The 23,679-nt window shown below is 66.3% G+C and carries 18 protein-coding genes; 9 read left to right on the top strand and 9 right to left on the bottom strand.

Annotation, left to right across the window (positions count from 1 at the left end; translation table 11 throughout):
* Positions 1 to 19: 19 nt before the first annotated feature.
* The 4 genes from betA to ACQCSZ_RS22595 form a co-directional block, all read right to left on the bottom strand.
* On the bottom strand, positions 20 to 1,717 hold the full coding sequence (betA, locus tag ACQCSZ_RS22610; protein WP_427005832.1) for a choline dehydrogenase: 1,698 nt from the start codon (positions 1,715 to 1,717) through the stop codon (positions 20 to 22).
* 60 nt (positions 1,718 to 1,777) lie between these two features.
* Positions 1,778 to 4,285 (bottom strand): GcvT family protein, encoded by a 2,508-nt coding sequence (locus tag ACQCSZ_RS22605; RefSeq protein ID WP_427005831.1) that lies wholly within the window; start codon positions 4,283 to 4,285, stop codon positions 1,778 to 1,780.
* A 71-nt stretch (positions 4,286 to 4,356) separates the two neighbouring features.
* Positions 4,357 to 5,298, bottom strand: a complete 942-nt coding sequence (gene purU, locus ACQCSZ_RS22600; protein WP_427008423.1) for a formyltetrahydrofolate deformylase — start codon at positions 5,296 to 5,298, stop codon at positions 4,357 to 4,359.
* A 68-nt stretch (positions 5,299 to 5,366) separates the two neighbouring features.
* Positions 5,367 to 5,717, bottom strand: a complete 351-nt coding sequence (locus ACQCSZ_RS22595) for a bifunctional 3-phenylpropionate/cinnamic acid dioxygenase ferredoxin subunit (protein WP_427005830.1) — start codon at positions 5,715 to 5,717, stop codon at positions 5,367 to 5,369.
* 232 nt (positions 5,718 to 5,949) lie between these two features.
* Here ACQCSZ_RS22595 and ACQCSZ_RS22590 point away from each other — a divergent pair, with 232 nt between their 5' ends.
* Positions 5,950 to 7,191 carry an NAD(P)/FAD-dependent oxidoreductase gene (locus ACQCSZ_RS22590; protein WP_427005829.1) on the top strand — a complete coding sequence of 414 codons (1,242 nt, stop codon included), beginning with the start codon at positions 5,950 to 5,952 and terminating at the stop codon, positions 7,189 to 7,191.
* A gap of 52 nt (positions 7,192 to 7,243) precedes the next feature.
* Positions 7,244 to 8,380 carry an aromatic ring-hydroxylating oxygenase subunit alpha gene (locus tag ACQCSZ_RS22585; protein WP_427005828.1) on the top strand — a complete coding sequence of 379 codons (1,137 nt, stop codon included), beginning with the start codon at positions 7,244 to 7,246 and terminating at the stop codon, positions 8,378 to 8,380.
* Positions 8,381 to 8,453: 73 nt separating this feature from the next.
* On the opposite strand, the gene ACQCSZ_RS22580 is transcribed toward ACQCSZ_RS22585, so the two are convergent.
* From ACQCSZ_RS22580 to ACQCSZ_RS22565, 4 genes are all read right to left on the bottom strand, one after another.
* Positions 8,454 to 9,263: an IclR family transcriptional regulator gene (locus ACQCSZ_RS22580; RefSeq protein WP_427005827.1), complete on the bottom strand. Its 810-nt coding sequence runs from the start codon at positions 9,261 to 9,263 to the stop codon at positions 8,454 to 8,456.
* A gap of 318 nt (positions 9,264 to 9,581) precedes the next feature.
* Entirely contained in the window at positions 9,582 to 10,385 is an 804-nt protein-coding gene (locus ACQCSZ_RS22575) for a creatininase (RefSeq protein ID WP_427005826.1), read from the bottom strand.
* 71 nt (positions 10,386 to 10,456) lie between these two features.
* Entirely contained in the window at positions 10,457 to 11,713 is a 1,257-nt protein-coding gene (locus ACQCSZ_RS22570) for an aminopeptidase P family protein (protein WP_427005825.1), read from the bottom strand.
* 57 nt (positions 11,714 to 11,770) lie between these two features.
* Positions 11,771 to 13,315, bottom strand: a complete 1,545-nt coding sequence (locus ACQCSZ_RS22565; protein WP_427005824.1) for a purine-cytosine permease family protein — start codon at positions 13,313 to 13,315, stop codon at positions 11,771 to 11,773.
* A 143-nt stretch (positions 13,316 to 13,458) separates the two neighbouring features.
* Here ACQCSZ_RS22565 and ACQCSZ_RS22560 point away from each other — a divergent pair, with 143 nt between their 5' ends.
* Positions 13,459 to 14,976: a PucR family transcriptional regulator gene (locus ACQCSZ_RS22560; protein ID WP_427005823.1), complete on the top strand. Its 1,518-nt coding sequence runs from the start codon at positions 13,459 to 13,461 to the stop codon at positions 14,974 to 14,976.
* 9 nt (positions 14,977 to 14,985) lie between these two features.
* Here the strand turns inward: ACQCSZ_RS22560 and ACQCSZ_RS22555 are convergent, their stop codons facing one another.
* Positions 14,986 to 15,660: a GntR family transcriptional regulator gene (locus tag ACQCSZ_RS22555; protein WP_427005822.1), complete on the bottom strand. Its 675-nt coding sequence runs from the start codon at positions 15,658 to 15,660 to the stop codon at positions 14,986 to 14,988.
* A gap of 174 nt (positions 15,661 to 15,834) precedes the next feature.
* On the opposite strand from ACQCSZ_RS22555, the gene glyA reads away from it, so the two are divergent.
* Genes glyA through ACQCSZ_RS22525 form a run of 6 tightly spaced genes read left to right on the top strand, consistent with a single transcriptional unit; the run spans position 15,835 to position 23,676 of the window.
* Entirely contained in the window at positions 15,835 to 17,145 is a 1,311-nt protein-coding gene (gene glyA, locus ACQCSZ_RS22550; RefSeq protein ID WP_427005821.1) for a serine hydroxymethyltransferase, read from the top strand.
* Positions 17,142 to 18,362, top strand: a complete 1,221-nt coding sequence (locus ACQCSZ_RS22545; protein ID WP_427005820.1) for a sarcosine oxidase subunit beta family protein — start codon at positions 17,142 to 17,144, stop codon at positions 18,360 to 18,362. Before glyA ends, ACQCSZ_RS22545 begins: the two co-directional genes overlap by 4 nt.
* A gap of 14 nt (positions 18,363 to 18,376) precedes the next feature.
* The gene (locus tag ACQCSZ_RS22540) at positions 18,377 to 18,706 is read left to right on the top strand and encodes a sarcosine oxidase subunit delta (protein ID WP_427005819.1); all 330 of its coding nucleotides are present in this window, start codon (positions 18,377 to 18,379) and stop codon (positions 18,704 to 18,706) included.
* Positions 18,703 to 21,645 carry an FAD-dependent oxidoreductase gene (locus tag ACQCSZ_RS22535; RefSeq protein WP_427005818.1) on the top strand — a complete coding sequence of 981 codons (2,943 nt, stop codon included), beginning with the start codon at positions 18,703 to 18,705 and terminating at the stop codon, positions 21,643 to 21,645. Before ACQCSZ_RS22540 ends, ACQCSZ_RS22535 begins: the two co-directional genes overlap by 4 nt.
* Positions 21,638 to 22,285, top strand: a complete 648-nt coding sequence (locus tag ACQCSZ_RS22530) for a sarcosine oxidase subunit gamma (protein ID WP_427005817.1) — start codon at positions 21,638 to 21,640, stop codon at positions 22,283 to 22,285. The genes ACQCSZ_RS22535 and ACQCSZ_RS22530 overlap by 8 nt, the downstream gene beginning before the upstream one ends.
* Positions 22,285 to 23,676 carry an L-serine ammonia-lyase gene (locus tag ACQCSZ_RS22525; RefSeq protein ID WP_427005816.1) on the top strand — a complete coding sequence of 464 codons (1,392 nt, stop codon included), beginning with the start codon at positions 22,285 to 22,287 and terminating at the stop codon, positions 23,674 to 23,676. Before ACQCSZ_RS22530 ends, ACQCSZ_RS22525 begins: the two co-directional genes overlap by 1 nt.
* Positions 23,677 to 23,679 lie beyond the last annotated feature (3 nt).

Raw genomic sequence — 23,679 nt, 5'->3', positions numbered from 1 at the left:
CCGGCAACCTGGACGCCGCTCATGCGCGGCCCAGGCTGGGTGCGGCTTCGGGAGCCACAGCGGAATCGTGCCGATAGAAGTCCGCGTGCTCGGGTGCCAGCGGCGTACGTCCCAGGATGAGGTCCGCGGCCTTTTCGGCGAGCATCATGACCGGGGCGTAGATGTTGCCGTTGGTCACGTAGGGCATGGCGGAGGCATCCGCCACGCGGAGCCCCGAGGTGCCATGGACCTTCATGGTCAGCGGATCCACCACAGCCAGGGGGTCGGAGGCCGGGCCTATCTTGGCGGTGCAGGAGGGGTGGAGCGCCGTTTCGGCATCCCGGGCCACCCAGTCGAGGATCTCCTCGTCCGTCTGCACGGAGGGGCCGGGCGAGAGTTCGCCGCCGCTGTAGGGCGCGAGGGCCGGCTGGGAGAGGATGTCGCGGGTGACCCGGATGGCCTCCACCCATTCGCGCCGGTCCTGGTCCGTGGACAGGTAGTTGAACTGCATGGACGGGTGCGCGGCGGGGTCCGTGGAGGTGATCTTCAGGCTGCCTCTGGCGTCGGAGTACATGGGGCCCACGTGGACCTGGTACCCGTGCTTGGCGCCGGCTTTCTGGCCGTCGTAGCGCACAGCAACTGGCAGGAAGTGGAACATCAGGTTGGGGTAGGCGACGTCTTCGTTGGAGCGGACGAACCCGCCTCCTTCGAAGTGGTTGGTGGCTGCGGGGCCCTTGCGGCCGAGCAGCCACTGGAGTCCGATCAGCGGGTAGCGCCAGAGGCTGAGGTTCGGCTGCATGGACACGGGCTGTGTGCAGGAGTGCTGGACGTACACTTCCAGGTGGTCCTGCAGGTTTTCGCCGACTCCCGGCAGGTCCACCACCGGTTTTATGCCCAGCGACAACAGGAGCGCGGAATCCCCCACGCCCGAGAGCTGCAGCAACTGGGGCGTATTGATCGCGCCGCCGCACAGCACCACTTCCTTGGCGTTGACCGTGTGCAGCCGGCCGTTCCGCCGGTAGGTGACTCCTGTGGCCGTTGTGCCGTCGAAATTGACCTTGGCCGCAAGCGCGCGGGTGCGGACCGTCAGGTTTTTCCGGCCCTTGTTGGGGCGCAGGTAGGCACGTGACGCCGAGAGCCGCTGGCCCTTGTGGACGTTTCGGTCGAACGGGCCGAAGCCCTCCTGCCGGTACCCGTTGACGTCATCGGTGCGCTTGTGGCCCGCCTCCTCGGAGGCGCGGAAGAAGGCCTGGAACAGGGGATTGCGGGCGGGCCCGCGCTCCAGGACCAGGGGTCCGTCATGGCCGCGCAGTTCATCGTCCGGAGCTGCGGCGAGCGCGGTTTCCATGCGCTTGAAGTAGGGCAGGCAGTGCGCGAAGTCCCAGGTTTCCATGCCGGCGTCAGCTCCCCAGCGTTCGTAGTCCAGGGGGTTGCCGCGCTGGAAGATCATGCCGTTGATGGAGCTGGAGCCGCCCAGCACCTTGCCGCGGGCGTGGGCGATCCTGCGGCCGTGCATGCGGGGTTCGGGGTCGGACTCGTATTGCCAGTCGTAGAACCTGTTGCCGCTGGGGAAGGTCAGGGCCGCCGGCATCTGGATGAAAAGGTCCCACGGGTAGTCGCTGCGGCCGGCTTCAAGGACCAGCACTGTGTGCGTCCCGTCCGCGCTCAGCCTGTCCGCCAGGACGGATCCGGCGCTTCCGCCGCCGACAATCACGTAGTCGTAGCTCTCGTTCGTCATGAGGTAAATCTCCTTGGGGCGTGGTCTGGAGTCGTGTTGAAGCGCCTGGATGGGTCCGGTTCAGCCGCGCAGGCGTTCCATGCCCGGGTCCACCAGCGGCTCCGCCGTGACGGTTGCGGCGACCCGGGTGCCGAAGTATTCGATTTCCACGGCATCGCCTTCGGAGGTGCCGGCCGGGAGCCAGGCGTAGGCGATCGGCCGCTTCACCGTGTAGCCGTAGGCCGCGCTGGTCACGTAGCCGGCGGCTTCGCCCTTGAAATACACGGGTTCCTTGCCCAGCACCACCGAGGTGCCGTCGTCGACCGTCAGGCAGCGCAGCTGCATGGCAGCCGGCTGCGCGCGGCGTTCGGCGAGGGCTTCGGCACCCACGAAGGAGTCCTTGTTCTTGGCGATCGAGAAGCCCAGGCCTGCCTGGTAGGGCTCGTGTTCGGGCGTCATGTCCGTCCCCCAGAGCCGGTATCCCTTTTCCAGTCGGAGGCTGTTGAAGGCGCCGCGGCCGGCGGCGATGATGCCCTGTTCCTGGCCGGCCTCGAAGAGGAGGTCCCACAGCTTCAGACCGTGTTCGGCGGTGGTGTACAGCTCCCAGCCCAGCTCGCCCACATAGGACAGCCGCATGGCCGTCACGGGGATGCCGCCGATCCGCACCTGCTTGGTACGGAAGTAACGAAGACCGTCATTGGTGAAATCATCGGTGCTGACCTTGGCAATAACTTCGCGTGCCAGCGGCCCCCAGAGCCCGATGCAGCACGTGGATCCCGTAATGTCGCGGATCTGGACCCACTGGCTGACGTCATCAGCCGTCTGCTTGCGGGCCTCCCGGGTGAAGTAGTCGAAGTCGATGTTGCCGTTGGCGCCCACCTGGAACGTGGCCTCATCCAGCCGTGCGATCGTGATGTCGCTGCGCACCCCGCCGTCGTCGTTCAGCAGCAGGCAATAGGTGACGGCGCCTGGCTTCTTGTCGATCTGCCCGGCGCTGAGGCGCTGCAGCAGGGCGAGGGCGCCGGGTCCGCTGACTTCGAGCCGCTTGAGCGCGGTCATGTCGTAAAGTGCGACGGCGGTGCGCGTCTTCCATGCCTCGGCCGCGGAAATGGGAGAGCTGAACATGGCCGCCCACGGGCCGCGGTCCGGCGCCTGCCATTCAGGCGGCAGTTCGTCCAGCAGCGGGCGGTTTGCCTCAAACCAGTGCGGGCGCTCCCAGCCGCCGGCCTCGAGGAAGAACGCTCCCAGTTCCTTCTGCCGGCAATTGAAGGGGCTCACGCGCAGGTCCCGGGGTGATTCGCGCGGCTGCAGGGGGTGCAGGATGTCGTAGATTTCGACGAAGTTCTGCTGGGAGGTTTCGCTGACGTAGCTCTCTGCGGTCTGGACGGCTTCGAAGCGCGATACCTCGCATTCGTGGAGCGGGATGCGGGACTGGCCCTCGATCAGCAATTCGGCTACCGCGCGGGCCACGCCCGCGGAGTGCGTCACCCAGACCGCTTCCGCGACGTAGAAGCCCTCAAGCTCCGGGGCCTGCCCGATCAACGGGCCGCCGTCCGGCGTGAAGGAGAAGATGCCGTTGAAGCCGTCGGCGATCTCCGCACCGCGGAGGGCGGGCAGCAGCTGCCGGCTGTCCTCCCAGCAGGGGAGGAAATCCTCCCCGGTGAATTCGAGTCGGGAAGGCATGCGGTGCTCGGACATCTGCCCTGGCGCCACCTCCGGCAGCCGGTCCAGGTCCACGGGCATGGGCCGGTGGGCATAGGAGCCGATCCCGATCCTGTCTCCGTGCTCACGGAAATAGAGGTCTTTGTCCTGGTGCCGGAGAATCGGCATGCGGGCGCCGTTGGAGGGGTCCAGGGGGTTCGTGCCCAGGTTGGCGCCCGCGAGTTCCGGCACCGTGGTGGTCTTGACGTACTGGTGGGCAAGCGGCAGCAGCGGCACGGCCATGCCTGCCATCGCGCCTATCTTGGGGCCCCAGAAGCCGGCGCAGGAGACGACCATGTCCGCCGGGACCACGCCGTCGGGAGTCTGGACCCCCGTTACTTTTCCGCCGGACTGCTCGATCCCGGTCACCGGAGTTGATCCGATGAACCTGACGCCGGCTGCCGTGGCTTTGCGGATCAGCAGCTGAACGGCGCGGGCGGCGGAGGCGAGGCCATCGGACGGGACGTAGAGGCCGCCGAGGACCATGTCCTGGTTCAGCAGCGGATAGTGCTTGCTGCACTCATCGGGGTCGATGATCCTGCCCTCGATGCCCCATGAGGTTGCGTAGCCGAGCTTCCGTTTGAGGTCCTCCAACCGTTCCGGCGTGGTGGCGATCTCCAGGCCACCCACCTGGTTAAAGCAGGCGACACCCTCGTCGCTCAGGGAGAGGAGCTTGTCCACGGTGTAGGCAGCGAACTGCGTCATCGTCTTGGAGGGGTTGGTCTGGAACACCAGGCCGGGTGCGTGCGACGTGGAGCCGCCGGCGAGGTTGAGTGGTCCCTGTTCCAGTACGGTGACGCTGGTCCAGCCTCGGGTGGCCAATTCATCTGCCAGGTTCGCACCGACAATGCCGGCGCCGATGATAACGACGCGGGGTGTAGCGCTCATACGGAAGCTCCTGTTCTTGACTTACTGCGTGTTGCGTGGGGGCGCCCCGTTTGAGGGCTCGCGGGGTGGCTCTAACGGAAGACGACGGTCCGGGTGCCGTTGAGGAGGACGCGGTGCTGGCAATGCCACTTCACCGCGCGGGAGAGGGCGATCGCTTCGGCGTCGCGGCCTGCCGTTACCAGGGAATCCGGGTCCACGCCGTGGTCCACCCGGAAGACTTCCTGCTCAATGATGGGACCTTCGTCGAGGTCGCCGGTGACGTAGTGGGCAGTGGCCCCGACCACCTTCACGCCGCGTTCGTAGGCCTGGTGGTAGGGCTTGGCCCCTTTGAACCCGGGCAGGAAGGAATGGTGGATGTTGATGGCCCGGCCGTGGAGTTCCCCGCAGAGGCCGTCGGACAGCACCTGCATGTAGCGGGCCAACACCACAAGGTCCGCGTCGTATTCCTCCACGAGTTCCAGGAGCCGGGACTCCGCCAGCGGTTTGGTGGACGCCGTTACGGGTACGTGGATGAAGGGAAGCCCTGCGGTTTCCGCCATCGGGCGCAGGTCCTCATGGTTGGAGACGACGGCGGCGATGTCCGCCCCCAGGCTCCCGGCGCGCCAGCGGAAAATAAGGTCATTGAGGCAGTGGCCGAACCTGGAGACCATCACCAGGATGCGCTGCGGCCTGTCGTCGTGGAAGCTGTAGGACATTCCGAACTCGCCGGCGATCTCCGCGAAGTCGGCGGACAGGGAATCGGCCGTGCGGTCCGCACCGGTACCACTGGCGCCAGCGGCGCCGGCCAAGGTGCCGGTGAAGGCGGTGCGCAGGAAGAGCGTATTGCTGACGTGGTCATCGAACTGCTGGTGTTCGGCAATGTCAAAGCCGCGCATTGCCAGGAAGCTGGACACGGCGTGGACGATTCCACGGCGTTCGGGGCAGGCAACGGTGAGGACGAACGGCGTCGCCTGCTGCCCGGATGCTGCCCGTGGCTGCCCGGCGGGGGCCGCGGAACGGGTCCGTTCTTGCAGCTCGTTACTCAGTTGTAGGGTCAAGAACTTCACCTCTTAGCTTGAAATGGAGTACAGCCTGGTGGTGCCTAGACGTGGCCGTTGACGGTCAGGCCCGGTGGAAGGTTGGGCGCCTCGCTGGATTCCTCGACCATGATCTGGCCGTCCACCACGGAGACTTTGTGGACCCGCACCGGCAGCTTGGCCGGCGGGGCGTCCACTTCACCCGTGCGGAGATTGAACTTGGAAGCGTGCAGGGGGCACTCCACCTCGCAGCCTTCCACCCAGCCGTCTGCGAGGGACGCGTCCTGGTGGGTGCAGGTGTCGTCGAGGGCGAACAACTCGCCATCCTCGGTGTGGAAGACGGCGATCGGTGGGGACGTGTCGAGACGGAGGGCGTCTCCGGGGGCCAGTGCGGTGAGTGGGCAGGCGATGTGCATCTGATAAACCTCTTTCCCAGTTGACGGGCTCAGCCCGGTCGGCGGGTTGTGCCATCATCAACGCCGATCACAATACGCAACAGAGTGATCCATGCCACTCTGCCTTGTCAAGGGCTCCCCTTAATGAAACCGACCCTTGACACCCCTTCGTGGTCTGCGTCACGCTGTCTCACATACAGAACGTTGTTGCGTCATACGCAATTAGTTGCATTCAGCGAACGGGAAGGCGGCCATGCAGACATTGGCAATAGTGGGGGCATCCCTGGCGGGGATCTCGGCCGCCCGTGCGGCCCGCGCCCAGGGCTTCGCAGGGAGGCTCGTCCTCATCGGCGACGAGCCGCACCGGCCCTATGACAGGCCGCCCCTGTCCAAGGATTTCCTGGCGGGAAAGATCACCCCGGAACACCTCAGCCTGGAGAGTCCGGAAGACGGTGAAGGCGCAGATCCGCTTCAGGCCGAGTGGCTGCTGGGAGCAGCAGCACGCAGCCTGGATGCCGCGACCCGGACGGTAACACTCGACGACGGCACGGAAATAAAGGCCGACGGCGTGGTCATCGCCACCGGGGCATACGCCCGGACGCTGCCCGAACTCGCCGGGCTGGCGAACGTCTTCACCCTGCGGACCCTGCACGACGCGCAGGACCTCGCTCCCGAACTGGTGCCGGGGACCAGGCTCGTCATCGTAGGCGCCGGCTTCATCGGCGCCGAGGTTGCCTCCACCGCCCGGGCACTCGGAGTTGAAGTCACCGTCGTCTGCTCGGGCGCCGTTCCGCTCAGCCGCCCGCTGGGTGCGGAGATGGCGGGCACCCTGGCCGCGTTACATGGAATTAACGGGGTGGAGCTGATTTGCGACGCCGCGATCGAGTCCTATTACAGCGGCGAGGGCGTGGTCAGCGGGCTCCGCCTGGCGGACGGCCGGTACCTGGCTGCCGACGTCGTCCTGGTGGCCATCGGTGCCGTACCCAACACAGCCTGGCTTGCCGGCTCCGGTCTCGAACTCGGCGACGGCGTCCTCTGCGATCCGATGGGCCGTACCAACGCGCCGGGCGTGGTGGCCGTCGGGGATTGTGCTGCGTGGCTGGACGAAGAGTCCGGAAAACACCGGCGCGTGGAGCACTGGAGCGGTGCAGTGGAGCGCCCGGCGCTCGCCGTCACGGCGCTCCTGGAGCCGGGGGCCGTCCGTCAGCCGCTGAACCTGCCGTACTTCTGGTCCGACCAGTACAACGTCAGGATCCAGTTCGCCGGTCACGCCCGGGACGCTGACCGGGTGGACATCGAGGCCGGAGATCCCGCAGCTCACAGTTTCCTGGCCGTCTACTACCGAGGCGGCCAGCCTGTAGCCGTCCTTGGCGCCAACCAGCCCCGCCTCTTCACCAAGTGGCGGCGGCAGCTCAACACCGCACGATCGGCGGCCGCCCCAACCGGCGCCGCCGCCGCCCAGCCTGTGCTGGCAGCATCCGCCAGTTTCATCTGATCCCCTACAGACCTTCCAAACCCCGACGTCAGTCACCGCAGAGGAGTTAAGAATGACCACCGAAGTCTTCACGCCCAGCCTGATCCCCACCCTCCCGGGCCACGCCTACGTCAGCGAAGAGATCTTCCGCGCCGAGCAGGAGCGCATTTTCGAGCAGATGTGGTTCTGCGCAGTACGGTCCGCCGATTTGGACAAGCCCGGGGCCTGGCGGACGGTGCAGGTGGGCCGCGAGAGCGTGCTGATCAGCCGCACCCGCAAAGGCGGCATCCGCGCCTTCTACAACGTGTGCCGGCACCGTGGCGTCAAGCTGTGCATGGAGGAGCAGGGCGAGGCTGCACGCTCGTTCCAGTGCCCGTACCACGCCTGGACCTACGACTTCGAAGGCAAGCTCATTGCGGCTCCCAACCTGACTAAGATGCCGGACATCGACCGGGACGAGTACGGGCTCGTGAAGGTCCACACCCGCGAGTACCTCGGGTATGTCTGGGTCTGCCTGGCCGACGAGCCGCCGTCGTTCGAAGAGGACGTCATGGGTGCCATCGAGGAGCGGCTCGGGGACCTGCGGGCGGTGGACGACTATGACATCGCCAACCTGAGCCTGGGCCGCCGCATCAAGTACGACGTCAAGGCCAACTGGAAGCTCATCATCGAGAACTTCATGGAGTGCTACCACTGCGCCACGATCCACCCCGAACTCACGGAGGTGCTGCCTGAATTTGCCGACGGCCTGGCCGCCCAGTACTTCGTGGGCCACGGCGCCGAATTCGGCGAGGATATCAAGGGCTTCACCATCGACGGCTCAGAAGGGCTGGACCGGATTCCGGGCGTGGGAGAGGACCAGGACCGGCGCTATTACGCAGTGACGATCAAGCCGACGGTCTTCGTCAACCTGGTTCCGGACCACGTGATCATCCACCGCATGTTCCCCATGGCCGCTGACCACACCATCGTTGAATGCGACTGGCTGTACCTTCCCAGCGTTGTGGAAAGCGGCAAGGATGTCAGCGCCTCGGTGGAGCTCTTCCACCGCGTCAACGAGCAGGACTTCGACGCCTGCGAGCGCTGCCAGCCGGCCATGGGCTCAAAGGTCTATGCCAAGGGCGGCGTGCTGGTCCCGAGCGAGCACCACATCGGCGCCTTCCACGAGTGGGTGCAGGAGAAGGTAGGAGACATCACGCCGCGCGCCTGAATCCAGCTGATCCGGAACTGGTGGTTGAGCTTGTCGAAACCTGGATCTCGACAAGCTCGATCACCGGTTCTGTTTAGCGCCCGGTGTAGCCCATGTTCGCGCTGATCTGGAGACCTGCCTGCTTCAGTGCCTCCAGGAGCCCGGGCGTCTTTTCCGGATCAAAACGGAAGGCTGGTCCGGAAATACTGACGGCACCGATCACTGATCCCATATGGTTGTACACCGGCACAGCCATGGAGTTGAGCCCGATCTCGAACTCTTCCCGGATGACGCAGTAGCCGTCATGGGAGATGTCCAGAAGCTGGTTTTCAAGCGTATCCCTGCTGGTGATGCTCCGCGGGGTTCGGGCAGGGAGCCCTGTCTCCTTCAGGATCCGGTCCCGTTCATCCGCGGAGAGCGCCGCCAGAAGGACCTTCCCGCTGGAGGTTGCGTGCAGCGGGGTCAGGCTGCCCACCCAGTCGTACGTGGCGAGCGTCGACGGCCCCATGGCCTGGTCCACATTGACTGCGTAGTTGGAGCGCAGCACGGCAAGGTTCACCGTTTCCTTGAAATCCTCGGCAAGGCTTTCAAGTACGGGGCGGGCCTCGCGGACAAGGCTCAGCCTCCCTGGAATGGTGCTCGCCAGCCGCAGAATGCCGAAGCCCAGCTGGTACTTTCCCCGTTCGTTGTTCTGGTGGACGATATCCCGACTCACCAGCGAGCCCAGCAGCCGGGACACCGTGGACTTATGGATGCCCATCTCCTCGGCTATTTCGCTAACCCCCGCATGGCCGTCCCGGGCCAGGATCTCCAGGACCGCAAGGGCCCGGTCCACTGACTGGACACCGCCGTGCTGGCCGGCCTCCGTATCGACGTCGGATTCGGGGTCATTGTTCGAAGCCATGATCCATACTCTCAAGTAGTTTCTGCGGCTTGCCTACCCGCCACAAGGCCGCCTATAGCGTCCCCTCGGTTAGTTCCACAGATTCGATCCTAGACCGGGAAGCGTGACGGAGCTGAGATTGCGTTGAAGCGGCTTAACGCAGGCCGTTGCTGTGGGCGAGCGCTGACCGGAAGTGAAACCACCGTCTCCTCCAGGGGACTCACACCTCCAGCAAATGCCCATGCCGGGCGTACGAAATGCGCCGCGGCGGGAAAGTCCCACCGCGGCGCATTCGTTGCACTGCGTGAAATCGCGTTGAGCTACGGAATCGTTGTCCCGCTACGCCGGAACAGCCGCGGCCGCGGATTCACGGACCAGCTCGCTTGCGAGGTCGGCGGCCAGGTCGTCGACAACCTGGCCGTACAGCAGTGCGCCGTTGGCTGCGCTGGACCCGGCTGCCGATGAGAGGCAGCCGGTGACCGGCGTCCGCTCCGGCACCACGGGGAGCCGGTCGAAGCGCGGCAGAACCGCGGCAGGACCGTCGACCAGGCGGTCTATGGCAACCCTGGCCGGCTCAAGGTGGAGCATGAGCGAGGTTTCCAGGACGCCGCCGTGCTCGATGTCCCAGCCCGGGAAGCCGTCGGGGTAGACCTGGGCCAGCGTGTCCTGGCTGACAAAGTCCCAGTAGGACAACAACAACACGCTCTGTTCCGCCCCCGGCCCGATCCCCAGCTCTTCCAGGGCCAGGTCGATCCCCTCGTAGAGGAACTGGTAGTTCTCGAAGTGCCCGTTGACAAAGACCACGTGCCGGACACCCTGGTTGAGGAAGGACTTGACCAGGTTGCGCGCCACGCCGATGAGTGAGGCGCCGTCCAGGCTGGTGGTTCCGGAGAGGTGGTTGCCACCGCCGGACTTCTGCTGTGACTTGTACCCGTAGGCGATGGGCTGGGCAACAAGTGCACCCAGCCGCCTGGCAACACCCTCCGCGAAGCGGGAGGACAGAATGGTGTCCGTTCCCAGAGGCAGGTGTGGCCCGTGCTGCTCCAGGGACCCGACAGGGATGAGGACGATCGCCTCCCCGGATGTCAGGGCTTCACGGTAGGCAAAGGCGTCCAGGTCTTCCAGAAATACTGACTTGTCCATGCTGGTGGTGCTCCTCGTTAAGTGCGGTGTGCAACGTGGCGGCGGCCGGTGGCCGCCGCCACGGCGGGGTGTCAGGCGCTGATGATGTTGTGTTCGGGGCCGAAGGGGAACTTGGTGATGTTCTCGGCTCCGTCCTCGCCGACCACCAGGATGTCGTGCTCACGGTAGCCGCCGGCGCCGGGCGCACCGTCCAGGACGGTGATCATGGGTTCCATGGAGACCACCATGCCCGGCTCCAGCACGGTGTCGATGTCCTCGCGGAGCTCCAGTCCGGCTTCCCGGCCGTAGTAGTGGCTCAGGACGCCGAAGGAGTGTCCGTAGCCGAACGTCCGGTTGGCCAGCAGTCCGTGGCCCACATAGATCTCGTTCAGTTCGGCGGCGATGTCCTTGCAGACAGCGCCGGGCTTGATGAGCTCGAGGCCCCGCTTGTGGACTTCCACGTTGATGTTCCACAGCTGAAGGGAGCGGGCATCCGGTTCGCCGTAGAACAGGGTCCGTTCCAGGGCGGTGTAGTAGCCGGAGGTCATCGGGAAGCAGTTCAGGGACAGGATGTCGTGTTCCTGGATCTTGCGGGTAGTGGCCCAGTTATGCGCGCCGTCGGTGTTGATGCCGGACTGGAACCAGACCCAGGTGTCCCGGATTTCGGAATCCGGGAAAGTCCGCGCGATTTCGTGGACCATGGCTTCGGTGCCGATCAGGGCGACCTCGTACTCGGTGATCCCGGCGGTGATGGCGTTGCGGATGGCTTCCCCGCCCAGGTCGCCGATGCGGGCCCCGTGCTTGATGACCTCGATCTCTTCGGCCGACTTGATCATGCGCTGGCGCATGGCGGCCTGGGCCACGTCCACCAGGGTGGCCGATCCGAAGGCGGCCTGGATCTTGTTCCGGTTGTCCAGCGGCAGCGAGTCGTCCTCGACGCCGAGCCGGCGGACGGAAATGCCGCGCGTGCGCAGCGCCTCCTGGATGGCGAAGATGTAGTTGTCCCGGCGCCAGTCCGTGTAGACCACGTTGTCGCCGTAGCTGCGCCGCCACGGCATACCGGCGTCGATGTTCGCGGTGACGGTCACGGTGTCGTCCTTGGTGACCACCATGGCGTAGGAACGGCCGAAGTAGGTGAAGAGGAAGTCGGAGTAGTACTTGATGGAGTGGTAGCTGGTCAGGACGACGGCGTCCAGGCTCTTCTCTGCCATGATCCGGCGGAGGCCGGCGAGCCGGCGCTCAAATTCCGCGGTGGAGAACGTCAACTGCACCTTCTCACCGTTGTGCAGCACCTTCAGGCGCTCCAACTCAGAGACATTCGAGGCAAGGGCGGTGGTGGAGATGGTCACGGGTTATTCCTTTGCGTGTTAATGGTGAAATATTGGGGGGTTTGGCATTGCCGGCTCTCAGACCAGGCGGGCCGGTTCCGGAACGGGGACCGGTTCCTCGCAGGCGTCGCCGTGCTCTGCCAGCACTGCTTCTTCCTGCAGGTCCAGGCGGATACCCAAGGGCACACCGGCCCGGATGCGCTTGCGGAAGCGCGGGTAGCCGAGGGCAAAATAGAGGACCGACGATGTCACGGTCCCGGCCAGCCAGGAGAAGTCGACGCCGCCCATTGCCGTGGCAATGGGACCCTGCAGGGCCGGGATTCCGCCGTACATGAACATCCACGTCATGACGATGCCGGCGAAGAAGGCGATGAACGCCGAGGGATTGATGGCCTTCAATGCGGTCTTCTTCGAATCAAGGAAGAGGTAGGAGAAGTCCTTGTGGTGCCGCTCGAAGATGAAGTAGTGGACGGCCATGATGCCGCCCCAGGTGGCCACCCACGCAACGATGGCGCCGAGCCAGGAGTCGAGGATCGTCGCGAAGTCTTCGGCGAACATGAAGCCGATAACCGCAACCATTGACAGGATCCCGACCATGATCGACAGCTTGCGCCGGGAGATCTTGACATCGAGGGCCTGGAAGGCGACGCCGAAGGTGTACAGGTTGATGATGTTCGTGGCAATCGGTCCGTGGATGACCAGCAGGATGACCGGGATGGCCAGAGAGCCGAAGTTGGAGACAATCAGCTGGCCCGGATCCGCCTGTCCGTTCTTCGTCGCGAGGCTGGCGCCGAGGATGCCTAGCCAGACCACGGGCAGGAACTGGCCCAGGACGCTGACCAGGTACAGCTTGGCCGGCTTGACCTTGCGGCTGACAAAGCGGGAGTAGTCGGGGGCGTAGGTGAACCAGCCGATACCCCAGCCGATGCCGATGACGGTCATGATCGAGGACATCGCGGCTAAGCGCGGCAGGCCCTCCAGGACCGCGCCCGCCGGTCCGGCGTAGCTCCAGTTGATGTCAAGCTGAGTCCAGGCGACGATGGACATCCCCACCAGGACGAGGATGGTGGGCGGCATGGTGATCCGCTCGAACTTGGAGATGGCACGGTACCCGCGGTAGCAGATCGCGACCTGGACGGTCATGATGACCGCGGCGACGACGATGCGCACCATGATGTTGCGTTCGTTGGGGTCAACCCAGCCGATCATGCCGAAAAGTGCCAGGATCAGGTCCAGGATGACCCAGGTGTTCACTGCCGACCAGCCGATGGCGATGGTCGCCTGGATGGCGGCCGGCAGGTAGGCCCCGCGGCGGCCAAACGCGCCGCGGGCGAGCAGCATGCCGGTGGCACCGGTCCGCTGGCCCAGAATGACGAAGAAGCCAAAGCCGGCCATTCCGATGATGTTTCCGACTACCAGTACTATCAGGGTGTCGCTCAGGCCCAGGCCGAGCTGGATGCCGAGGGCCCCGAGGATCCAGTTGATGGGGGCGACGTTGGCGCCGGCCCAGATCCAGAACTGGCCGGACAGCTTGGTGGTCCGGGCCGATTCGGGGATGGGTTGCAGGACATCTTCAACCTCGTCGATCGCTTCTTCGTGCGACCGTTGTCTAACTTGGGTCATGCGTGTCTCAATTCACTACGTTGTGATGCAGAACGGAAGATTCATCCCAGCTTATTGGTGAGCTGGCCCACAACATAGATGCTTTATGATTACACTAAAGCAGTATCAGGTGACAAAACGTCAAACTGCAATGTGGGAGTTCCATGATCACGCTCGCCGAAGTCCTTGCGTCCCAGCCCATGTCCGCCGCTGACCCCCTGCTGCGCAGCAGCGTGCCCGGAACCCTGCAGCGGGCAGTCCGGTGGGTGCATTCAAGCGAGGTGCTCGAGATTGCCCCGCTCCTGCGCGGAGGTGAACTGCTGCTCTCCGGCGGAGAGGCGTTGCTGGCCCTTCCCGCGAAGGAACAGGAGGACTACATCCGCAGCCTCGCGGGCCGGCAGATAGCGGCCCTGGCCCTGCAGACAGCCGGCCAGGCGGCCCCATTGTCGGAGCGGCTCATTGCCGCGGCCAACGAGAACGGGCTGCCGCTGATAGACCTGCGCTCGGTGGCGCCCTTTGTCGACATTGCCGAGGCAGTGAACCGCCTGGTGGTCAACGAGCAGGCGGCTGCCCACCTGGTGGTCGACGACGCCTCCCGCCGGATTGCGCGCCAGATCACCGACAGGGGCCCCCACCTGCCCACCATCCTTGAGATGCTGGCCACGGCCCTGGAGGCAGAGGTCTCGCTGGTGGCTCCCGACGGAGTGCTCCTCGGCCACGCCGGCAGCCCAGTCGGCGCAGGCAATAAGGAAGGCTCCACGGCTGTGGCCGGAATTCTGGTCGGCGGCCAGCTGGCGGCCCAGTTGACGCTCCGCTCCCCGTCGCAGGATCCCTTCCTGCTGGACCTTGCAGCCGACCGGCTGTCCGGCATCCTGGCCTTGGCCCTCGCGCAGGCCTTTCGTCCGACGCCGGCCCAGGTGGCCGATGCGCGCCTGCTGGAGTCGGTGATCGAGGGCGGCGACGACGCAACCCTCAGGCCGCTATGGCTGCAGGCCGGGCTGCAGCCGGGCCAAGCAGCGGTCATGGCTGTCTTCCGGGCGGCCGGCAGGGAAGCCAACTTCTCCGCCGTCGAACGGGCCCTTCATGTGGGAGGAGTGAACGTCAAGACCCACGCGTGGGACGGTGAACGGGCCGTGCTGCTCGCCCTGCCGCGCAAAGACACCCGGGCGGCACGCGAAATGCTGCTCCGGGCAGCGCGGGACGCCGTGGCCGGCTCGGCCGCCTGCGCGGCCTTCGGACCAAACGTGGCCGACGGTATCCGCGCGCACGACTCCTACGTTGAGGCGCAGGAAATAATGCGGCTCGGGACGCCTGCCGCGGGCGAGGTGCTCGACGCAATGGACTTCCTGGGCCGGCGGATCCTGGATGCGGTGCCCCACCCCGGATTTCTGGACTCCTATGTGGAGTCGATTCTCGGGGAAGTGCTGGGCTGGGACCGGAAGCACGGCACGTCCCTGCTGGCGACCCTGCTGTGCTGGCTCGATTCGGGGTGCAACACGACGGCGTCGGCCGTCGCCTTGAACGTTGAACGGCAGACGATGCACAAGCGGCTGAACAAGATCCAGGACCTGCTGGGCGGGGACCCGCGCACCTCCGGCAGGCTGTTTGCCATCCACCTCGCAGCAGCGGCGGCAGCGGCGGGTGCGGCGCCCGCCCCGCACCGGCCCCGGCCGGCACCCTAGGCGGACGCTCTAAAGTACGCTGCGGACGGTTTTTTCGAAGCTGGTCACGTGCTCGAGTGCCAGGCTGGCGGCCAGCTCGGCATCGCCGTCGGCAATGGCATGGAGCAGGTCGACATGCTCGGTAATGTGCCCGGCGACGGACGGGATCTTGTCCAGCACCAGGCACCAGATGCGCGTCGCAAGGTTGTCGTACCGGATGAGCACGTCCTCCAGGTGGGGATTTGCGGCGGCCGCGTAGATCTGCCGGTGGACCATGATGTCGAAGCGCATCAGCGTGTGCTGGTCGGCGCCCTGCGGCCCCGAGTCGGCGATGTCGGCCGCCAGCTCCCGGAGCCTGGCCCGCATGTCCGGGTTGGCCGTTCGTGCTGCCCGCCGCGCCGCCAGGGGCTCCAGCAGTTCGCGGATCTCCGAGATGTCTGCCAGCTCCGTGATGTCGACGCGGGTTGCGAAGGTTCCCCGGCGCGGGTAGGAGACCACCAGGTGGTCGCTCTCCAGCCGCTTGAGCGCCTCGCGCACCGGGGTGCGCCCGAACCCGAGCCTGGCCGCCAGCACCGAGTCGTTGATGGCTTCGCCCGGGCGGATCTCCAGCATGATCAGCTGATCCCGCAGGTGCCGGTAGGCCTGTTCAGATAGGGGCAGCTCCGTTTCGGCCGCTGCCTCGCCTTCCACTGCAAGGCTCGTCATGTCCCCTCCTCATGTCTTCGTTTGCGCCGCGGCGACTGGCTTGCCGCGCGTTGTCCGAACGACGCCCTTGACGTCGAGTGATCTACAACATATTGTTGCATTCAATCTAATATATCAGTCATGTATTAGTTGGCTAGTAGTTGTTGACTACCCGCTAATCGAAAGGAACAGACCATGGCAGACGTGCTCACAGGCACCCTCTCCAGCGTAGACGCCGAGGTAGATGCGGCCATCGCCCGAGAGCTGGACCGCCAGCAGTCAACGCTGGAAATGATCGCCTCGGAAAACTTCGCCCCCACGGCCGTCATGACGGCCCAGGGCTCGGTGCTGACCAACAAGTACGCCGAGGGCTACCCGGGCAAGCGCTACTACGGCGGCTGCGAACACGTTGACGTGATCGAGCAGCTGGCCATCGACCGGGTCAAGGCACTTTTCGGTGCCGAGGCAGCAAATGTCCAGCCGCACTCCGGCGCCCAGGCAAACGCCGCAGCGATGTTTGCGCTGCTGAATCCGGGCGACACCATCCTGGGCCTGGCTCTGGCCCACGGCGGGCACCTGACCCACGGCATGAAGATCAACTTCTCCGGCAAGCTGTACAACGTGGTTCCGTACCATGTGCGCGAATCGGACATGACCGTTGACATGGCCGAGGTGGAGGCACTGGCGCTGGAGCACCGGCCCAAGCTGATCGTGGCCGGCTGGTCCGCCTACACGCGCCAGCTCGATTTTGCGGAGTTCCGCCGCATCGCCGACCTGGTGGGCGCCTACCTCATGGTGGACATGGCCCACTTCGCCGGCCTGGTGGCCGCGGGACTGCACCCGAACCCGGTACCGTACGCCGACGTCGTCACCACCACCACGCACAAGACCCTGGGCGGCCCGCGCGGAGGCGTCATCCTCAGCCGCGAGTCCCTGGCACGCAAGATCAACTCCGCCGTTTTCCCCGGCCAGCAGGGCGGACCGCTGGAACACGTCATCGCCGCCAAGGCCGTGTCCTTCAAGATCGCCGCAACCGCTGAGTTCAAGGACCGCCAGCAACGCACCCTGGAAGGGGCCAAGATCCTGGCCGAGCGCCTGCTCGCACCGGACGTCGCCGAATACGGGATCTCCGTGGTGGGCGGCGGCACCGACGTCCATCTGGTCCTGGTGGATCTGCGCAACTCCGAACTGGACGGCCAGCAGGGCGAGGACCGCCTGCACCGGATAGGCATCACCGTGAACCGCAACGCAGTCCCGTTTGACCCCCGCCCGCCGATGGTCTCTTCCGGACTCCGCATCGGCACCCCGGCGCTGGCCACCCGCGGCTTCGGCCCGGCCGAATTCACCGAGGTTGCCGACATCATCGCCGAAGCCATCAAGGGCGAACTCAGCGAAGAGTCCGCCGTGCTGCTCCGCGACCGGGTCACGGTCCTGGCCGAGAAATTCCCGCTCTACCCGAACCTTTCCGGCAACGCCGGAACCACCCCGAACGGAGTTGCACAGTGACGACCGAACATTTGCCGGAGCACCCCGACTTCCTGTGGCGCAATCCTGACCCGAAGAAGTCCTACGACGCCGTGATCGTCGGCGGCGGCGGCCACGGCCTCGCCACTGCCTACTACCTGGCCAAGAACCACGGCATGACCAACATCGCCATCCTGGAAAAAGGCTGGCTCGCCGGCGGCAACATGGCCCGGAACACCACCATCATCCGCTCCAACTACCTCTGGGACGAGAGCGCGGCGATCTACGAGCACGCGCTGAAGCTGTGGGAGATCCTGCCGGAAGAACTGGAATACGACTTCCTGTTCAGCCAGCGCGGCGTGATGAACCTGGCCCACACCCTGGGCGATGTCCGCGAAAGCATGCGCCGGGTCGGAGCCAACAAGCTCAACGGCGTCGACGCCGAGTGGCTGGACCCGAAGCAGGTCAAGGAACTCTGCCCCATCCTGAACATCAGCGACAACATCCGCTACCCCGTCATGGGCGCCACCTACCAGCCCCGCGCAGGTATCGCCAAGCACGACCACGTCGCCTGGGCCTTCGCCCGCAAGTGCGACGAACTCGGTGTGGACATCATCCAGAACTGCGAAGTCACCGGCTTCGTCAAGGAGGGCAACCGGGTGGTGGGCGTCAAGACCAGCCGCGGCACCATCAACACCGAAAAGGTCGGTCTCTGCGCTGCCGGACACAGCAGCGTCCTGGCCGAAATGGCCGGCTTCCGCCTGCCGATCCAGTCCCACCCGCTCCAGGCGCTGGTGTCCGAACTGCACGAACCCGTCCACCCCACGGTGGTCATGTCCAACCACGTCCACGTCTACGTCTCCCAGGCGCACAAGGGCGAACTGGTCATGGGCGCCGGTGTGGACTCCTACAACGGCTACGGCCAGCGCGGCTCCTTCCACGTCATCGAGGAGCAGATGGCAGCGGCCGTGGAGCTCTTCCCGATCTTCGCCCGGGCCCACGTGCTCCGGACCTGGGGCGGGATCGTGGACACCACCATGGATGCCTCGCCGATCGTGGGGCTAAGCCCGGTGGAGAACATGTTCGTCAACTGCGGCTGGGGAACCGGCGGGTTCAAGGGCACCCCCGCGGCCGGCCTGACCTTCGCCCACACTATCGCCACCGGTGCCCCGCACCAGCTCAACAAGCCCTTCGCACTGGAGCGCTTCGAAACCGGTGCCCTGATCGACGAACACGGCGCCGCTGCCGTGGCCCACTAGAAAGAGGTAAGGACATGCTCCTGATTCCCTGCCCCAACTGCGGCCCCCGGGACGAAACTGAATTCCACTACGGTGGCCAGGCCCATGTGGCCTACCCGGAAAGCCCTGACGCCCTGAGCGACCGTGAATGGGCCGAGTACCTGTTCTACCGGGACAACACCAAGGGTGCCTTCGCTGAACGCTGGGTCCACAGCACCGGCTGCCGGCAATGGTTCAACATGCTCCGGGACACCGTGAGCTACGAAATCCAGGCCATTTACCCGATGGGCCAACTGCGCCCCGCCACGGGGCACACGGCCCCCACAGTCCCCACCCCTGTCTCCCCGGAAGGAGCCCAGAAGTGACCAGCCAGAACTCCCGCCTCTCCACCGGCGGCCGCATCGACCGCAGCATCTCCTGGCGGTTCACCGTGGACGGCCAGGAATTCACCGGCCACCCCGGCGATACCATCGCATCGGCGCTGCTCGCCAACGGCCATATCAGCGCGGGCAACTCCCTCTACGAGGACCGCCCCCGCGGCATCATGGCCGCCGGCGTCGAGGAACCCAATGCACTCGTGAAGGTCGCCGCCCGGTTCCCGGGGCACGTGGCCGAGTCCATGCTGCCGGCCACCACGGTGTCCCTCGTGGACGGACTCAGCGCCGAGCTGCTCAACGGACTTGGCAAACTGGATCCCAACGAGGACCACGCCGAATACGACAAGAAGTACGTCCACACCGATGTCCTGGTGGTGGGCGGTGGCGCTGCCGGCCTGGCCGCGGCCCGTGAAGCCGTCCGCACCGGCGCCCGCGTCATCCTGATCGACGACCAGCCCGAGCTCGGCGGCGCGCTGCTGTCCGGCTCCACAGCCCCGGCGCTGCAGGACACCGTCGAGGGCAAGGCCGCCCTGGACTGGGTGGCCGACGTCGAAGCGGAGCTTGTCTCCGCCGCCGAATGCACCGTGCTCAACCGCACCTCCGCCTTCGGCTCCTACGACTCCAACTACTTCATCGCCGCGCAGAACCGTACGGACCACCTGTCCAGCCCGGCAGCCCCCGGGGTGTCCCGGCAGCGTATCTGGCACATCCGTGCCAAGCAGGTCGTGCTGGCCGCCGGCGCCCATGAGCGTCCGCTGGTGTTCGAGAACAACGACCGCCCCGGCATCATGCTCGCCTCGGCCGTCCGCAGCTACCTCAACCGCTACGCCGTGGCAGCCGGATCGCGGGTGGTCATCAGCACCACCAACGACTCCGCCTACGCCCTGGCAGCCGACCTCCGCGCCGCCGGGATCACCGTCGCCGCCGTCGTTGACGCCCGCCCGCAGCTCAGCGGCACGGCCGCCACGGCAGCCGCCGCCGGCGTCCGCGTCCTGATCGGCAGCGCCGTCGCCGACACGGCAGGTGAGCGCACCGGCCGCCTCGCCGGCGTCACCGTCCGCAGCATCAACGACGACGGCGAACTCACCTCCGGCGTCGAACAGCTCGCCTGCGATCTGCTGGCCGTCTCCGGCGGCTGGAGCCCGGTGGTGCACCTGCACTCCCAGCGCCAGGGCAAGCTCCGCTGGGACGAGGAACTCGCCGCCTTTATCCCCGGCAGCGTGGTTCCCGACCAGCAGGTCGTGGGATCCGGCCGTGGCAGCTACGCACTGGCGGACTGCCTGGCCGAAGGGATCTCCGCCGGCGCGGCAGCGGCCATCGCCGCCGGCTTCGACTCCGCCGTCGAGCCGTCAGCACCCAAGGAACCGGTGGCCTCGGCCCCGACCCGCCAGCTCTGGCTGGTCCCCGGCCAGGCAGGCACCCCCGACGAGTGGCACCACCACTTTGTGGACTTCCAGCGTGACCAGTCCGTGGCCGATGTGCTCCGCTCCACCGGGGCCGGCATGCGCTCGGTGGAACACGTCAAGCGCTACACCTCCATCAGCACCGCCAACGACCAGGGCAAGACCTCCGGCGTCAACGCCATCGGCGTCATCGCGGCGGCCCTGAAGTTCGGCGGCGAGGAAGCCGCCGGCATCGGCGAGATCGGCACGACGGCCTACCGTGCACCGTTCACCCCGGTGGCCTTCGCAGCCCTGGCCGGACGCCAGCGCGGCGAGCTCTTCGACCCCGCCCGCAAGACGTCCGTCCACCCGTGGCACGCCGCCCAGGGAGCCTTGTTCGAGGACGTCGGACAGTGGAAGCGCCCCTGGTACTACCCGCAGGCCGGCGAGGACATGGATGCCGCGGTCCTGCGCGAATGCGCCGCCGTCCGCGACTCCGTGGGCTTCATGGACGCCACCACCCTGGGCAAGATCGAGATCCGGGGCAAGGACGCCGGTGAATTCCTGAACCGCGTCTACACCAACGCGTTCAAGAAGCTCGCGCCGGGATCCGCCCGCTACGGCGTCATGTGCACCCCTGACGGCATGATCTTCGACGACGGCGTGACCTTGCGCCTGGACCCGGACCGCTACTTCATGACCACCACCACCGGCGGCGCCGCCAAGGTGCTGGACTGGCTGGAGGAATGGCACCAGACTGAATGGCCCGAACTGGACGTGCACTGCACCTCCGTGACGGAACAGTGGACCACCATCGCCGTCGTCGGTCCCAAGTCCCGTGCCGTGATTGCCAAGCTCGCCCCGCAGCTGGCCGCCGGCGGCGGCCTGGAGGCCGAGGCGTTCCCGTTCATGACCTTCCGGGAGACCACGCTGGCCTCCGGAGTGCAGGCGCGCATCTGCCGCATCTCCTTCTCCGGCGAACTGGCCTACGAGATCAACGTGCCGTCCTGGTACGGGCTGAACACCTGGGAAGCCGTGGCCGCCGCCGGTGCGGAGTTCAACATCACCCCGTACGGCACCGAAACCATGCACGTGCTGCGTGCCGAAAAGGGCTACCCGATCGTCGGGCAGGACACCGACGGTACGGTCACCCCGCAGGACGCCGGGATGGAATGGATCGTTTCCAAGGCCAAGGACTTCATCGGCAAGCGCTCCTACAACCGCACGGACGCCGCCCGCACCGACCGGAAACACCTGGTCAGCGTGCTCCCGGTGGATGGAAGCATCCGGCTGCCTGAAGGCACGCAGCTCGTGGAAAAGGGCATCACCGTCAACCCCGCCTACGGCCCCGTGCCGATGCAGGGGTTCGTGACCTCCAGCTACCACAGTGCCGCGCTGGGCCGTTCCTTCGGCCTGGCTCTGATCCAAAACGGCCGCAACCGCATCGGCGAGACCCTCGTGGCCTCGATGGGAGACCAGCTGGTCGACGTGGTTGTTGGCGAAACCGTACTTTTCGACGCTGAAGGGACCCGCAAAGATGGCTGAAACAGCAGCACCAGCAGAAGCAGCACAGGTCAACGGACTTCGGGCTGCCCGACGCAGCCCGGCCTCGCACCTCACCGAGGCCTTCGCGGCCGGCTCCGTGCCGGGCACCGCGACGCTGAGGGAAATCCCGTACCAGACCATGGTGGGGATCCGCGTTGAGCGCGGCTCCGACGCCGCGACGCGCGTCGCCTCCGTGACCGGCGGGCTGCCGGCCTCCAGCGGCGACGTTAGCGGCAGCGACGCCGCTGTCAGCGTCTTGTGGCTCGGGCCCGCAGAATTCATGGTCGTCGCCCCGGAGGAGTCGCACGGCTCCGTCGGCGGCTCGCTGATCAGCGATCTCACGGCGGCACTGGGCAGCGACGAAGGCCAGGTGGTGGACCTGTCCGCCAACCGCACGACCTTCGAGCTCACCGGCAGCCGGGCCCAGGCAGTCCTCGAGAAGAGCTGCTCGCTGGACCTGCACCCGCGCGTGTTCAAGGCCGGCACCGCCCTGGCCACGGAAATCGGGCACATCCCGGTCGTGCTCTGGAAGACCGCGGACGAGACGTTCCGCCTGTTCCCGCGGGCCTCGTTCGCCGACTTCCTGGGACGCTGGCTCGTGGACTCCATGCGGGAGTACGCCTCACCCGAGGTCCCCTAATGGCCCTGAGCGTGCTTGACCTGTTTTCTGTTGGCATCGGGCCGTCGTCGTCGCACACGGTCGGCCCGATGCGGGCGGCGAAGCAGTTCACGGACGGTCTTGAATCGTCCGGCCAGCTTGCGGCCACGGTGCGCGTCCAGGCCGAGCTTTTCGGCTCCCTGGGCGCCACCGGCCGCGGCCACGGCTCGGACAAGGCCGTGGTGCTGGGGCTGCAGGGACAGGCCCCGGAAACCGTGGACACCCGCACCGCCGACGACCAGGTTGCCGCAGCCGCGCTCAACGCGGAGCTGCATGTCGGCGGCAGCCACCGGGTGGACTTCAACTGGGACGAAGACGTGGTCCTGCACCGCCGCAAGTCCCTGCCGGCCCACCCGAACGGCATGACGTTCCGCGCGCTGGACCACACGGGGGAGGTGCTGCGGGAACGCAGCTACTACTCCATCGGCGGCGGATTTGTGGTGGACGGCGACGCCGCCGGCACGGACAGGGTTGTCGCAGACGCCACGGTGCTCCCCTACCCCTTCACCACGGCGGATGAGCTCCTGGCGATCTGCGCCCGCGAAGGCAAGTCCATCTCGGACATCATGCTCGCCAACGAGCTCGTGTGGCGCAGCGAGGCCGAGCTCCGCGAGCGGCTGCTCAAGATCTGGGCCGTCATGCGCGAATGCGTGGACAACGGCTGCGCCGCCGAGGGCATCCTGCCGGGCGGACTGAACGTCGTCCGCCGCGCGCCGTCGCTGTTCAGGACGCTCTCGGCCACCGACGCGGACCTGGATGGCGCGGCCTCGGCCGACCCGCTGCTCGCGATGGAATGGGTGAACCTTTTCGCGCTGGCCGTCAACGAGGAAAACGCCGCCGGCGGGCGGATCGTCACCGCCCCCACCAACGGTGCCGCCGGCATCGTGCCGGCTGTCCTGCACTACTACACGAAGTTTGTGCCGGGCGCCAACGACGACGGCGTCATCCGCTTCCTCCTGGCCGCCGCCGCCGTCGGGATCCTGTTCAAGATCAACGCCTCCATCTCCGGGGCCGAGGTCGGCTGCCAGGGCGAGGTCGGCTCGGCCTGTTCCATGGCGGCGGCGGGACTGGCCGAAGTACTCGGCGGCACTCCGGCCCAGGTGGAAAACGCCGCCGAAGTCGGGATCGAACACAATCTGGGCCTCACGTGCGACCCGGTCGGCGGGCTGGTGCAGATCCCCTGCATCGAACGCAATGCCATCGCCAGCGTCAAAGCCATCAACGCCGCCCGCCTGTGCCTCCACGGCGACGGCAGCCACAAAGTTTCGTTGGATAAAGCCATCAAGACCATGCGCGAGACAGGAGCAGACATGAAAACCAAGTACAAGGAAACCTCCCGCGGAGGCCTTGCCGTGAATGTGATCGAGTGCTGACCG

Origin of the sequence: Pseudarthrobacter sp. H2, from assembly GCF_050157045.1 — a bacterium.
Lineage (GTDB): Bacteria > Actinomycetota > Actinomycetes > Actinomycetales > Micrococcaceae > Arthrobacter.
Note: the sequence above shows the minus strand (reverse complement) of the source record. Positions and strands in the feature narration are given on the sequence as shown.